12 protein-coding genes are annotated in these 12,732 nt (G+C 68.2%); 7 read left to right on the top strand and 5 right to left on the bottom strand.

Features of this window, described 5'->3' with window-relative positions; all coding sequences use genetic code 11:
- The first annotated feature begins 71 nt into the window (after positions 1–71).
- The 6 genes from ABZ906_RS29650 to ABZ906_RS29675 all read left to right on the top strand — a co-directional run bounded on the left by ABZ906_RS29650 (position 72) and on the right by ABZ906_RS29675 (position 5,056).
- A complete protein-coding gene (locus ABZ906_RS29650) occupies positions 72–947 on the top strand; it encodes a 2-aminoethylphosphonate ABC transporter permease subunit (RefSeq protein ID WP_361388040.1) in 876 nt (291 codons plus the stop codon).
- Positions 934–1,731, top strand: coding sequence for an ABC transporter permease subunit (locus tag ABZ906_RS29655; RefSeq protein ID WP_361387794.1), 798 nt, complete (start codon positions 934–936; stop codon positions 1,729–1,731). The genes ABZ906_RS29650 and ABZ906_RS29655 overlap by 14 nt, the downstream gene beginning before the upstream one ends.
- A gap of 39 nt (positions 1,732–1,770) precedes the next feature.
- Positions 1,771–2,850: a 2-aminoethylphosphonate ABC transporter substrate-binding protein gene (locus ABZ906_RS29660; protein ID WP_361387797.1), complete on the top strand. Its 1,080-nt coding sequence runs from the start codon at positions 1,771–1,773 to the stop codon at positions 2,848–2,850.
- Positions 2,851–2,984: 134 nt separating this feature from the next.
- Positions 2,985–3,764, top strand: a complete 780-nt coding sequence (locus tag ABZ906_RS29665) for an HAD-IIA family hydrolase (RefSeq protein WP_361186531.1) — start codon at positions 2,985–2,987, stop codon at positions 3,762–3,764.
- Positions 3,765–3,835: 71 nt separating this feature from the next.
- Positions 3,836–4,375 (top strand): hypothetical protein, encoded by a 540-nt coding sequence (locus ABZ906_RS29670; RefSeq protein WP_361387800.1) that lies wholly within the window; start codon positions 3,836–3,838, stop codon positions 4,373–4,375.
- 15 nt (positions 4,376–4,390) lie between these two features.
- Positions 4,391–5,056, top strand: coding sequence for a class F sortase (locus ABZ906_RS29675; protein WP_361387804.1), 666 nt, complete (start codon positions 4,391–4,393; stop codon positions 5,054–5,056).
- Here ABZ906_RS29675 and ABZ906_RS29680 read toward each other — a convergent pair.
- From ABZ906_RS29680 to ABZ906_RS29690, 3 genes are all read right to left on the bottom strand, one after another.
- On the bottom strand, positions 5,037–5,888 hold the full coding sequence (locus ABZ906_RS29680) for a CbtA family protein (RefSeq protein WP_361387807.1): 852 nt from the start codon (positions 5,886–5,888) through the stop codon (positions 5,037–5,039). The two genes, ABZ906_RS29675 and ABZ906_RS29680, sit on opposite strands and share 20 nt — an antisense overlap.
- Positions 5,889–5,908: 20 nt before the next feature.
- A complete protein-coding gene (locus ABZ906_RS29685; RefSeq protein ID WP_361387810.1) occupies positions 5,909–6,130 on the bottom strand; it encodes a CbtB-domain containing protein in 222 nt (73 codons plus the stop codon).
- Between the two features lie 475 nt (positions 6,131–6,605).
- Entirely contained in the window at positions 6,606–7,361 is a 756-nt protein-coding gene (locus ABZ906_RS29690) for an ANTAR domain-containing protein (RefSeq protein ID WP_361387813.1), read from the bottom strand.
- Positions 7,362–7,522: 161 nt separating this feature from the next.
- Between ABZ906_RS29690 and ABZ906_RS29695 the strand changes: the two genes are divergently transcribed.
- Positions 7,523–8,557: a glycoside hydrolase family 6 protein gene (locus ABZ906_RS29695; protein ID WP_361387816.1), complete on the top strand. Its 1,035-nt coding sequence runs from the start codon at positions 7,523–7,525 to the stop codon at positions 8,555–8,557.
- 136 nt (positions 8,558–8,693) lie between these two features.
- On the opposite strand, the gene ABZ906_RS29700 is transcribed toward ABZ906_RS29695, so the two are convergent.
- Together ABZ906_RS29700 and ABZ906_RS29705 are read right to left on the bottom strand one after the other, a co-directional pair.
- Positions 8,694–10,634, bottom strand: a complete 1,941-nt coding sequence (locus tag ABZ906_RS29700; protein WP_361387819.1) for a kelch motif-containing protein — start codon at positions 10,632–10,634, stop codon at positions 8,694–8,696.
- A complete protein-coding gene (locus ABZ906_RS29705) occupies positions 10,631–12,631 on the bottom strand; it encodes a glycosyltransferase family 2 protein (protein ID WP_361387822.1) in 2,001 nt (666 codons plus the stop codon). The genes ABZ906_RS29700 and ABZ906_RS29705 overlap by 4 nt, the downstream gene beginning before the upstream one ends.
- Positions 12,632–12,732 lie beyond the last annotated feature (101 nt).

A 12,732-nucleotide genomic window follows, 5' to 3' on the forward strand; every position in this document is an offset into this window, starting at 1 on the left:
CGGCGCTGAAGGCTGTGCCCACCCTTCCCCAAGCTCTCGACTCCGCTCGAGCAGGGGAGACCCCAATCGCCCTGCGGGACGCCTGCCCACAGCCAGGGCAGCCAGAGCGTGCGCGTGAGCAGAAGAAGAGGCTCCCCGCGTTCCTCTGGGCCCTGCCCCCCGTCGCCGCCCTCGCTCTCTTCTTTCTCTACCCCCTCGCCCTCGTGGTCCAGCAATCAGTGCAACCCGATACCGGTGGGACTTCCCTCCAGCCCTACTCCGACGTCTTCGCCTCCGAAGCGTTCCGGGAGGCGCTCGGGACCACCGTGTGGCTGGCCGTCGGGGCGACGGTCGGGTGTCTCGTGCTGGGATTCGCGCTCGCGCTGATCATCGCCTTTGTGCCGTTCCCCGGCGGAAAAGCCGTCGCCCGGTTCATCGACGTGTTTCTGTCCTTCCCGTCCTTCCTCATCACCCTCGCCCTGCTCTTCATCTACGGCACCAAGGGCATGGCGAACGGAATGTGGACGGACGCGACCGGGGCCGCCGAAGGGCCCTTCCAGTTCCTCACCACACCGTGGGGCGTTCTCCTCGCCGAGATCACCTACTTCACGCCCTTCGTGATGCGCCCCCTGCTCGCCGCGTTCTCGCAGATCGACACCGCGCAACTCGAAGTGGCGTCGAGCCTCGGCGCGAAGCCCGGCCGTATCGTCCGGCGGGTCATCCTGCCCGAGGCGCTGCCCGCCCTCGCCGCCGGCGGCAGCCTCGTACTCGTCATGTGTCTGAACGAGTTCGGGATTGTTCTCTTCACCGGGGCGAAAGGGGTCACCACCCTCCCCATGCTCGTCTACAGCAAAGCCATTCTCGAGTCCGACTATCCGGCGGCCTGTGTCGTCGCCGTGGTCAACATCGCGATCTCCGTGGGTCTTTACGGCATCTACCGGGTGGTGAGCCGTCGTGTTGGTGCATAGCCGCAAAGGGAAGCTGGCCACCCGGGTTCTCTTCCTCGTCCTCTTCCTGCCCCTCTTCGCGCTGCCTCTTCTCGTGATCCTGGCCGCGTCGTTCTCCTCGCACTGGTCCGGCGCCTTTCCGTCCGGATTCACCACGGGGCACTACGAGTCCGCCACCCGTGGGGAATCGCTCACGGCGCTCACCACCAGCCTCGTCACCGCCGTCAGCGCGAGCCTGCTCGCCCTTGCCGTCGGGTCGTGGGCGGCGCTCGCCGCGGCCTCGCTGAAGAATTGGGGAAAACGGATTCTCGACACCCTCTTCGTGCTGCCGGTGGCCGTGCCCTCCGTCGTCGTCGGGCTCGCGGTCCTCGTCGCGTTCAGCAAGCCGCCGATGATCCTCAACGGCACGCGCTGGATCGTGATCCTCGCGCACACCCTTCTTGTCACGGCGTTCGCCTACCAGTCGGTGTCGGCTGCCATCGTCCGACTCGACCCGGCGTACGAACAGGCCGCCGCCTCGCTCGGCGCCCGGCCCTCGTACGTCCTGTGGAAGGTGAAGCTGCCGCTCCTGCTGCCGTCGCTCACCGCGGCCGCGGGCCTGTGCTTCGCGCTGTCCATGGGCGAACTGAGCGCCACGATGATGCTCTACCCGCCGGACTGGATGCCGCTGCCCGTGCGGATCTACGCGGCCACCGACCGCGGCTCCCTGTTCACCGGCGCCGCCGTCGCGGTGGTCCTGATGGCGGCGACGCTGCTCGTCCTCTTCGGCGTCTCCCGCATCCGCACCCGCGCCTCCTACCGCTGACCACCCCTGCCCCGCCCTTCGTAAGGAGCACCCCTCGTCATGTCCCGCGCCACACACATCCGCACGCTCGCCGCCGCCTGTGGCAGCCTCGTCCTCGCCGGCTCCCTCACCGCGTGCGGTGGTGAATCCTCCGCGTCCGACGCCAAGGAGGTCACCGTCTACAGCGCCGACGGCCTCAAGGGAGAGAACGGCGACGGCTGGTACGACCAGGTCTTCAAGGACTTCGAGAAGAAGACCGGCATCAAGGTGAACTACGTCGAGGGCGGCTCCGGCGAGACGGTGCAGCGCGCCGTCCGCGAGAAGTCCAACACCCAGGCCGACGTCATCATCACCCTGCCCCCGTTCATCCAGCAGGCCGACGAGAAGGGCCTCCTCCAGGCCTACAAGCCCGCGGGCTCCGACCAGGTCGACGGCGCCGACAAGGCCCCCGACGGCAAGTGGACCTCCGTCGTGAAGAACTACTTCGGCTTCATCTACAACAAGAAGGAACTCGGCGGCGGCAAGGCCCCCAAGACGTGGGAAGACCTCACCGAAGCCACGTACAAGGACAAGGTCCAGTACTCCACGCCCGGTGTCGCGGGCGACGGGACCGCCGTGCTCATCAAGGCGATGCACGACTTCGGCGGCAAGAAGCCCGCCATGGACTACCTGAAGAAGCTCCAGAAGAACAACGTCGGGCCCTCCGCCTCCACCGGCAAGCTCGCGCCCAAGGTCGACAAGGGCGAACTCCTCGCCGCCAACGGCGACGTCCAGATGAACTACGCCCAGTCCAAGGACATGCCCAACCTCGGGATCTGGTTCCCGGCGACCTCGACGGACCCGGCGGGCAAGCCCACCACCTTCGCGCTGCCCTACGCCGCCGGACTGGTCAACAAGGCCCCGCACTCCGCCAACGCCAAGAAGTTCCTCGACTACCTGCTCGGCCAGAAGGCCCAGCAGCAGGTCAGCGAGATCGGCGGCGGCTTCGCGGCACGCAAGGACATCAAGGCCACCGACGCCGACGCGGTCGCCCTCGACAAGATCGTCGACGGGGTCGAGGTCTTCGAGCCGGACTGGTCCGACATCGCGAAGAACCTCCAGACGTACGTCGAGGACTGGAAGTCGGCGACGGGCAGCTGACGAGTGATCGAGGTGATCGGGATGATCGGGGGGTTCACGATCAACGCATCCTGATTAGGCTGAGGGGCGTCGGCACAGAGCCGTCCCGGCGCCCCACAGCTCACCCGTTTATCGAAGACGCAGGAGTGCACCCCATGGCAGAGCGCAAGCCCATCGAATCGTGGCTCACCGACATGGACGGCGTGCTCATCCACGAAGGCGTTCCGATCCCCGGTGCCGACTCCTTCATCAAGAAGCTCCGCGAGTCCGGCAAGCCCTTCCTGGTCCTGACGAACAACTCCATCTACACCGCGCGCGACCTCCAGGCCCGCCTGACCCGCATGGGCCTCGAAGTGCCCGTCGAGAACATCTGGACCTCGGCGCTCGCCACCGCGAAGTTCCTCGACGACCAGCGGCCGGGCGGCACGGCGTACGTCATCGGCGAGGCGGGGCTCACCACCGCCCTGCACGACATCGGGTACGTCCTGACCGACCACGACCCGGACTACGTGGTGCTGGGCGAGACCCGTACGTACTCCTTCGAGGCCATGACCAAGGCCGTACGGCTCATCAACGGCGGGGCCCGCTTCATCTGCACCAACCCGGACGAGACCGGGCCCTCCACGGAGGGGCCGCTGCCCGCCACCGGCGCCGTCGCCGCCCTGATCACCAAGGCCACCAAGCGCAGCCCGTACTTCGCGGGGAAGCCGAATCCCCTGATGATGCGGACCGGGCTCAACGCCATCGGGGCGCATTCCGAGACCAGCGCCATGATCGGCGATCGCATGGACACCGACGTCCTCGCCGGTCTGGAGGCCGGGATGGAGACCTTCCTGGTCCTCACCGGGCTCACCACCCGGCAGGAGATCGACCAGTACCCCTTCCGGCCGTCCAACGTCGTGGACTCCATCGCTGACCTGGTCGATCGCGTCTGACACCACCCGTTTGCCGCACACGGGAGGCGGGAGCCGATGCCGCGCGTGAACCTCGGAACAGGAGGTTCACGATGCGTAGAGGATCACTCACCCTTCGTGGCATAGCCGGGGCGGCCGTCCTCGCCGCGCTCCCCGTCGCCGTCACGGCCCCCGCACACGCCCACGAGCACGACAAAGTGCACGCCACGGTCACCCCGTCCAGCGCCGCTGCCGGGGCCGAGGTGGAGATCAGCGTCACGGGCTGCGACGGAACGACCGGGTCGGCGGGGTCCGGGGCGTTCGAGGGCGACGCGAAGCTCACCGGCAGGGACGGCGAGAAGTACTCGCTGAACGGCTCCGCCAAGATCAGGGGCGGGGTCAGCGGCTCGTACGACGTGACCGTCGTCTGTGACGGCCACCCCCACCAGGGCGTGGGCACCGTGAAGGTGATCCAGCATCGCACCGACCCCGTATCGCCGGTCCGCGCGGGCGGCGGCGGCACCGCACAGCTGGCCGCGCACGCCCAGGAGGCGGGCCCCGGCACCCGGCACGCGGTGATCGGCCTGGTGCTCGCCGGGGTGGCGGCCGTGGCCGTGGCGGTGCGCAGTGTCCGCCGGCGCCGCTCCGAGTGACGGGCGAGCACCGAGATGTCGGGTCATGAGACACCGGCGGGACACGGGCGCTTCCTCACCGGCGTCGCCTGGGCGCTGCTGCTGGTGGGGCTCTGGCTGTGGGGCAGCGAGATCACCGACGTGCGCGGCGGTGTCTCGGAACCCACGAACGGTGACGTGGCGGCGGTGGGCCGGCCGTTCGGCGTCGAACTCCCCGAAGCGCACGAGCCGTTGGGGGCCGCAAAGCCGCAGCGCGTCGAGCTTCCCTCGCTGAAGGTACGGGCGCCCGTGATCACCCGCGGCCTCGACCAGGACGGCGCGATCGACCCGCCGCCCTTCGCGGAGGCGGGCTCCGTCGGCTGGTACGGCGGCGGGACGCGCCCCGGCGCCGCGGGCACCTCCCTGTTCGTGGGTCACGTCGACACCGAGACGCGCCCCGCGGTCTTCTACGACCTCAGCGCGGTGCGCCCCGGCGAGAAGGTCCTGGTGACCCGCGACGACGGCTCGGTCGCCGAGTTCACCGTCGACGACGTCCAGGTCCTCAGCCGGGACCGCTTCGACGCGAAGAAGGCCTACGGCCCCCACAAGGAGGGCCGCGCCGAACTCCGCCTGATCACCTGCGGCGGCACGTTCGACCGCGAGACCAGGACGTACTCGGCGAACGTGGTGGTGTCCGCCTATCTCACGGGGGTGGGGCCGTAGGGGTGGCACCGCGGCGCGAGGACACTCCCGCCGCCTTCGCGCCCGCGGTGCCACCCCTTGCGGCCCCGTCCCGGACGGCCCGCAGTCCCAGTCCTCCGAAGACCGCCGCGAGCACGGCCCACAGCAGGGCGTGCGAGGCGATCGACAGGACGCGGAAGTCCCACAGGAGCTCCGCGTCGACCGGAACCGGGTCGGGGTTGTCCGGGAGCAGGAAGAGCACGGCGAGGACGGCGACTCCCGTGAGGGCCGCCGCGATCTGCCGCACCGGAACAGCTCTGGCCGACAGGTGTACGTACACCTGCCTGACAAGGATCATGCCGAGAACGCCGATCGCGACGGACGCCAGCCACAGCGTCTGGCGTTCGCCCACCGTGCCCGAGTCGCCGACGCCCGGCGGGTTCGCCGGATAGCGCAGACCGGGCAGCAGGGAGACGGCGACGAAGGCCGCCCCGGCGAAGGCGAGCGCGCGCGGCCACGGGGCGGCGTGCGGATCGCGCCGGTGCGCCAGCGCGTACGCCACGGCGAAGAGGACGCCGACGGCCAGACCGGCGACGACCGCGGCGATCACCAGGCCCGCGTGCTGCGTCGAGCGCGTGAACAGCTCCTCGTGGTGCTGGGCGCCCCGCGCGTGCTCCCCGGCCGACCTCTTCTCCTCGGCGCGGATCGCCCGGTCCATCAGCGGCTCGGCGAGGAGCAGCGAGAAGAGACCGGCCGCGAGGCCCGCCGTGCCTCCCGCCACGACTCCCCGGCCGAGCAGGGGCAGGACGGGTGAGGAGGAGGGAGCGGGCGAGGGAGAGGACGGGGGAGAGGGTGAGGGCGAGGGGGATGGCATGGCGCCGCTTCCGTCCCCGGTCAGTGGCACGGGGCACCGAAGAGGTGCCTGCCGTCGTGCGCGAACTCGTGCAGATAGCTGCCGGTCGCCGAGATCAGCGAACCGTTGTCGACGAAGACCGCGTAGAGCGCGATCAGCGCGATGATGGCCGCGGCCGACGCGATGAGCCAGTCGCGGGTCCGGGCGGCGGCGGCCTTCGCCGCGGCGCCGTCGTTGTGGGATGCGGCGGTGTGCAGAGACATATCGAAGGGCCTCCTACCGGATTCCTGGCAACTGCCGCCTCGATGTATGTACTTGTCGTCCCGGAGAGTCCCAGTTGGTCTGGACACTGTCAACTGTCTACGTGTCCGGCAGTACCCGTCAGTACTCGTCAGTTTCTGTCTGCGTCTGACTGTGTCTGCGTGTGTCTGCACGTCTCTGTAGGCGTGTGCCCGTGTCAGGACAACCCGGCCCGGTCGGCGGCCCGCTCCCCCCGGAGCCGTCGACCGGGCTGGTCCTCGACCGCGCGCGCACGAGCTGCGGGAGTAACCCGGCGCCGGCGCGGGAGGTTCGGTGGCCAACCCCGCATGTGCGGGATGGACGATCAGGCCGGGGGCTTGGGCCGTTGTGACGACTCTAGAACGGATGAGCGCTGGAGCCTAGGGGTGGAATGACGCCAAGTCGTGATCCAGTTTCTCTCCGTGATCACCCCAGGTGGTGCGGTTCCCGGAATGACCTTCAGGAAGGTTCGGACCAATCGTCGCGCAGCACCGCGTCATCGAGCGTCCCCTTGATCAACTCCGTGGCGACCAGGTCCATGACCAGCCGTTCTCTACGCGCGTACCGCCGGAGTGCCTCGAAGGCCTCGTCCACGCCGGTGTGCCAGCGTTCGGCGAGTACTCCTTTGGCCTGTTCGATGCGTACGCGGCTGGTCAGAGCGCCCTGGAGCTGCGTGGCGAGTGTCCGGTACTCCGTGTAGGCACGGTGGTTGTGCAGGCCGACCGCGGCCGCGTCGGCGATCGCCCGGGCGAGGCGCAACTCCTGGTCGGGGCGCGGCATTTTGGCGGCCTCGGGCAGGAAGACGTTGAGCGCGCCGAGCAGGGTCTCGCGCTGCCGAAGCGGAATCGTGTACGTCACCCCGATGCCCTGGCGCAGGGCCAGTGCGGTGAACTCCGGCCAGCGCGCGCGGGGTTCTCCCGCCGTGAGCCGCACCGGCTCCACGGGAAGCCCCGTCCCGAGGCTCTCCACGCAGGGGCCGCCGCTCTGCTGGACGCCGAGCAGACCGAGTGCCAGGTCCCTGGGGTGGCCGCCGGCGGTAACGGCGGGCGCACCATCGGCCTGGAAGATCAATCCGGCGGCGGACGCGTCTAGAAGCTCCACGCAGTGGCCCGCGACCCGGTTCAGATAGAGCTCCGGATCGAAGTCGTCGTCCAAGGTGTTCGTGGTCTCCACCAGGACTTCGGCCAGTCGTAATTCAGAGGTGTGATCCCGCATGGTCTCCTCCCCATGAGCGCCACCCCGCGCCCTGCGCCTACCCCCCGACGCCGTGCTGTAACAGCTCTCCAACAGGTATCCGCGGCGGCCGGGCGGGCCTCGTGAGCCGACAGTGTGTATGTCAGGATTGAGAATCGGACAGTGCACCCAAGGGGGAGTGGATGTACCACAAAGGCACCGGCCGCGGTCACCGGATCGCGGGCCGGGGGGTGAAGGCTGCGGCGGCGCTTGCGGGGGCTGCGTTGCTGCTGTCGGGGTGCTCCTCCGATGGCGACTCGGGCAATGAGGAGTCGTCGGGGCAGCCGGTCAAACAGCAGCCGAAGGGCACCGATCCGTACTGGGTCAACCCCGAAGGGAACGCGGCCAAGCAGGTCACCGCGTACGAGAAGGACGGCAAGAAGGACGACGCCGAGCTGATCCGGAAGATCGCCGAGCAGCCGGTCGCCGAATGGCTCATCCCGGAGAATGCTGAGGAGCAGGCGCGCGGCTTCACCGAGGCCGCCGAGAAGGCCGACCGGGACGCCCTGTTGGTCCTCTACAACATCCCGCACCGCGACTGCGGCCAGTACTCGCAGGGCGGCGCGGCCGACGGCAACGAATACAGGGCGTTCGTCGACCAGGTCGCCAAGGGCATCGGCGACCGGAAGGCCACGGTCATCCTGGAGCCGGACGCCGTGCTCCACCTGGTCGACAACTGCACGCCGGAGGAGTTCCACGAGGAGCGGTACGACCTCCTCAAGGGCGCCATCGGCAAGCTCAAGTCCCTGAAGAACACGAAGGTGTATCTCGACGCGGGCAACGCGGGCTGGAAGAACCCCGACTCGCTCTGGGAGCCCCTGAAGTGGTCGGGCGTCGAGCAGGCCGACGGCTTCTCGGTGAACGTCTCGAACTTCCAGACCACCGAGGCGAGCACGGAGTTCGGCAAGAAGCTCTCGGCGAAGATCGGCAACAAGCCGTTCGTCATCGACACCGCCCGCAACGGCAACGGCCCGTACACCAAGGGCAAGGACACCTGGTGCAACCCGCCGGGCCGCGCGCTCGGCGAAGCGCCCACTACCAAGACCGACGATCCGCTTGTCGACGCGTATCTCTGGATCAAGCGGCCGGGGGAGTCTGACGGCACCTGTCGGGGCGGCCCGAAGGCGGGCCAGTGGTGGCCGGAGTATGCGGCGGGCCTCGCGGAAGCGGCTCAGTAAGAACGCCCCTTCAGGGGCGCGGGGAACTGCGCGCTCAGCGCGCAAAAAGCCGCAGTCGCGTCTGCCGGATCATCTGGCAGACGCGACTGCGGCTCTTTTGTGGTTGCTCGCGCAGTTCCCCGCGCCCCTTGCGGGGCTACGGGATGTGGACCCACTTCGCCTTGCTCGGCGTCCCCTGGTCGTCAGTCACGAAGAGCATGTACCAGCCCGACTCCACCAGGCTCTTCTCCTTCGGGATCGTCACCGTGACCCCGTCCGCCGACTTCTTCAGGTTCAGGGCCACCGACGTCTGGTCGATGTCCGTGACGTGCGTCGAGGCGCTCGGCCGGATCAGGCGGGCCGTCTTGATGGACGAGGCGTGCTGGGTCTTGAAGGTCCCGGACCCGCCCCGCTTGATCTCCTTCGGACCGCCGCTGAGCCCCGGCTGCGAGCCCTGGTAGAGATACGGCGGGGTGTAGATCTCGATGCGCTGCTCGAACTCGCCCGGCTTGGTGTTCGCCTTGTCCGAGTAGAGCGAGTCGGAGCCGAAGAACATCACGCGGCCGTCGGGCAGCAGGATCGAGCCCGAGTGGTAGTTGCGGCCGACCTCCGGGTCCGCGACCCGCCGCATGTTGCCGGTCTTGGCGTCGTAGATCCGCGCCTGCTTGATGTTCGAGTCACTGCGGCCGCGGTAGTCCTCGGAGCCGCCGGATATGAGCACCGTGTCATCGGGCAGGGTCGAGGCCTGCGGGTAGCGGGTGCCCTTCTCCAGCTCGGGGCCGTCCTCGAACTTCGGGGCGTCGTCCAGGAGGTCGACGATGCGGGTCTTCTTGCTGGACTTCTTGGACTCGCCGACACCGCCGCCGCCGATCACCATGTACTTCTGGTCCTGCGCGGGCGGCAGCTCGACCGTGTTGGAGGTCTCCAGGAGATTCGGGTCGCTCATCCCGGGGATCCCCTTCCAGCTGCCCTTCTCCTCCAGGTCCCAGGTGCCGGGCTTGCGGCCGACGTCGTCGGGGCCGTAGCCCGCGTTCGAGCCCGAGTAGAAGAGCCTGCCGCTCTGGAGCTGGAAGACCGCGGGGTACGTCGGGAACTGGCGGACCTGCTTGGTGTAGGTCCACTTCTTGGTCTCGGGGTCGTAGACCTCGTTCTTGCCGGGGACCAGCTGGCCGATCTCGTCGAGGCCGGAGAGGCTGAGCACCTTGCCGTCCGAGAGCGTGGTCAGCGTGGGGTACCAGCGCGCCTCGTTCATCGGGTCGACCTTGATGTACTTCTCGGCGACCGGGTCGAACTCGAAGGAGTCCTTGATCCCCTGGAAGTCCTTCTTGTCCAGGGCGAGCTTCTGCGCGATGCCGTACGTGTTGCGGGTCGCGGAGCCCTTGAGGCCCTGCACGCGGTAGTTGTCCTGCGTGCCCGTCTCGTACTTCGTGCCGCTCTTCTGCGCTTCCACGTACACCCGGCCGAGGCCCGGTTCGTTGCGCACGAACGCGCCGGTCTGCTTGTCGAAGACCTTCTTCGCGCGCTCGACGACGACGGGGTCCTTCGACACGAACGTTTTGCCGTTCTTCTTGCCGGTGAACTTCGTGCCCGCCGGCAGCGTGATCGGATTGTCCGGGTCTTCGTTGTGCACCACCATCAGGCCGCCGGCCTTGGTGATGTCGCCCTTGAGCTTCTCGTAGCGCTGGGTGCCGCCCGCGATGAGCAGATTGCCGTTGGCCAGCTGGGTGTGGCCGGTGCAGAAGAGGTCGACGGGCGTCTTGATCTTCTTGATCGTGTTCTTGACCGGGTCCCACAGCCGGGTGTCGAACTTCTTCGCGTCGAAGTTCTTCTGGTTGTTGCCGGAGCCCGCGACCAGGAGGATCTTGCCGGTGTGCAGGAGCGCCGCGTGGATCGTGTTCTGGCGGTACTCCTCGGGGAAGTTCACGACCTGCCAGTGACCGTTGTCGGCCTTGTACTCCGGCTTGTTGATCTTGTAGTCGTGGTATTTCTCGGAACCCACGCGCCAGAGCCACGGGCCGTTCATCCCGGCCAGCGCTATGACCACCGCCGCGCCTATCGCAATGCGGCGGGCGCGGCGGCGGCTGGAGCGGTCTTTCATTTCTTACGTCCCCCAAGGGCGATCTGCATGGTCTGGTCGTTCGCCGCCCAGCTGGGCTTCTGCTGCGGCGCGTGCGGCGCGTGCGGTCCCTGTGGCGGGGCGTCGTACGTCTGCGGCAGCTGGGCCGTGGCATCGCCGTCGCGCTGGTGCGGCACCGTCGGACCCCCGTCGGACGGCGGCCCCGAACGGCCGCCCCGGTGCTGCGACTTGCGCTTCTTCTTGTCCTGCCGCATTCCCCACCGCCAGGCGAAGATCGGCGCGGCCGTGATCAGCAGGGCGAACGTGGCCCAGACGATCATCGCCGGGTGGACGTGGTCGAAGACGAACGCGGCGGCCATGGAGCCGGCGAAGACCAGGATGAAGAACAGGTGGATCCGGAACGTGCCGAACAGGGTGTCCGGGCTGGCCGAATCGCCCTTGGGAGTCACGACGAACTTGCTCTTGCGGCGCAGCGCGGCGTCCATCAGGGAGCGTGCGTAGACCGGCGCGGAGAGCGCCGACATCACCATGCCCGCGATACCGCCGGAGCCCTCGGGCTCGTGCGGCGAGACGTTGTGGCGGCGGTTCCAGATGTAGAGGCCGATCTGCAGCGCCGACGCGTTGCCGTACAGCATCAGCCAGATCGTCGGGTCGATGTTCACGCCGGATGCGCCCATGCCGAGGAACAGGGCGCAGGAGAGCGCGGCCAGGATCCAGTTCAGGGCGGACATCGGGTAGAAGATGACCATCATCGTGTAGTTGAAGAGCCGGCCGGGCGGCAGCGAGAACGGCGCCTTCCAGAACTGCTTGAGGATGGTCTCGTACGTTCCTCGCGACCACCGCAGCTGCTGCGTGAAGAAGTCCGTCCAGGCGTTGGGGCCCTCACCGACCGCGAGCACGTCCGGGGTGTAGATCGACTTCCACTTCTTGCCGGTCTTCGGGTTCGTGGCGCGGTGGATCTCGAAGCCCGTCGCCATGTCCTCGGTGATCGAGTCGTACAGACCGCCGATCTGCTTCAGGGCGCTGATGCGTACGGCGTTGCTCGTGCCGACGAACATGGGGGAGCCGTAGGCGTTGCCCGCGCGCTGGATCAGGGCGTGGAAGAGGAACTGCTGGGACTCGGCGGCCTTCGTGATGAAGTTGTCGTAGTTGCCGTAGACCTGCGGGCCGATGACGAAGCCGACGTTCTCGTCACGGAAGAAGCCGAGCATCCGCTCGAGGTAGTTGGGCATCGGGACGTGGTCGGTGTCGACCGATGCGAAGTAGTCGTAGTCGTCGCCGTGCGCGTCGAGCCAGGCGTTGTAGTTGCCGTGCTTGGTCTTGGCGCGGTGCGGGCCCTTGCTCATGTTCCACTTCGCGACGCCCTTGCGGGAGAAGTGGTGCACGCCGAGCCGCTGGCAGACTTCCTTGACGGCGGGGTCGTCGCCCTCGTCGAGGAGCCAGACGTGCATCAGGCCGCGGTGCCGGATGCGGACCGCCGCCTCCAGTGTCTTCGTCACCATCTCGAGGGGTTCCTTGCCGGGAACGAACGAGGTGAGGAAGGCGACCCGGGTGCCGGTCTCGGGCACCACGGGTATCGGGTCACGAGCGACGAGCGTGGCGTGCGCGTTCGAGAGCACGTTCATGCAGCGGAAGAACTCGATGAGGCCGATGGATATGAGCATCACGATGTCGAGCGTCGGCAGCCAGTCGTTCGCCACGTAGTCGCGCTTCGTCCAGTGCGTCGGCTGCAGCAGCCAGGCGAGCAGCACGAGCGAGAGCAGCGGCGCGGCGCCCAGCATCAGGGCGGCTCTGATCCGGTGCGGCTCCTGCGAGAGCAGAGAACGGTACTGCACCTTGTACGGCTTGCTCGGATCGGGCTGCGTGAGCGGCCCCGCGAGCCGGCTGTAGTGCTCGTAGTCGTATCTCGGCAGCGCCTTCTTGATACGCCTGAACCCGCCCGTCCGGTGCGACGGCACCCGCAGTTGGGTCGTCTCGGACGGGTCGTTCGGCCGGGCGCCCGTCGGCGTCGACGTCATGAGTCATCCCCCCGCACGCGGTCGCCCGCGTGTTCGTTGGTCCTTCTGTCCGGTCCGGTTCCCCTCGACCTTCACGAACGCATCAATGACAGGCCACCGTC

The sequence above is a fragment of the Streptomyces sp. NPDC046925 genome, assembly GCF_040644915.1.
Classification (GTDB): Bacteria; Actinomycetota; Actinomycetes; order Streptomycetales; family Streptomycetaceae; genus Streptomyces.

What these genes read in the sequence shown, in the direction of transcription:
- ABZ906_RS29660 (WP_361387797.1), top strand. Translation starts at nt 1,771, where the DNA reads ATGTCCCGCGCCACACACATCCGCACGCTCGCCGCCGCCTGTGGCAGC.
- ABZ906_RS29665 (WP_361186531.1), top strand. Translation starts at nt 2,985, where the DNA reads ATGGCAGAGCGCAAGCCCATCGAATCGTGGCTCACCGACATGGACGGC.
- ABZ906_RS29670 (WP_361387800.1), top strand. Translation starts at nt 3,836, where the DNA reads ATGCGTAGAGGATCACTCACCCTTCGTGGCATAGCCGGGGCGGCCGTC.
- ABZ906_RS29675 (WP_361387804.1), top strand. Translation starts at nt 4,391, where the DNA reads ATGTCGGGTCATGAGACACCGGCGGGACACGGGCGCTTCCTCACCGGC.
- ABZ906_RS29680 (WP_361387807.1), bottom strand. Translation starts at nt 5,888, where the DNA reads ATGCCATCCCCCTCGCCCTCACCCTCTCCCCCGTCCTCTCCCTCGCCC.
- ABZ906_RS29685 (WP_361387810.1), bottom strand. Translation starts at nt 6,130, where the DNA reads ATGTCTCTGCACACCGCCGCATCCCACAACGACGGCGCCGCGGCGAAG.
- ABZ906_RS29690 (WP_361387813.1), bottom strand. Translation starts at nt 7,361, where the DNA reads ATGCGGGATCACACCTCTGAATTACGACTGGCCGAAGTCCTGGTGGAG.
- ABZ906_RS29695 (WP_361387816.1), top strand. Translation starts at nt 7,523, where the DNA reads ATGTACCACAAAGGCACCGGCCGCGGTCACCGGATCGCGGGCCGGGGG.
- ABZ906_RS29700 (WP_361387819.1), bottom strand. Translation starts at nt 10,634, where the DNA reads ATGAAAGACCGCTCCAGCCGCCGCCGCGCCCGCCGCATTGCGATAGGC.
- ABZ906_RS29705 (WP_361387822.1), bottom strand. Translation starts at nt 12,631, where the DNA reads ATGACGTCGACGCCGACGGGCGCCCGGCCGAACGACCCGTCCGAGACG.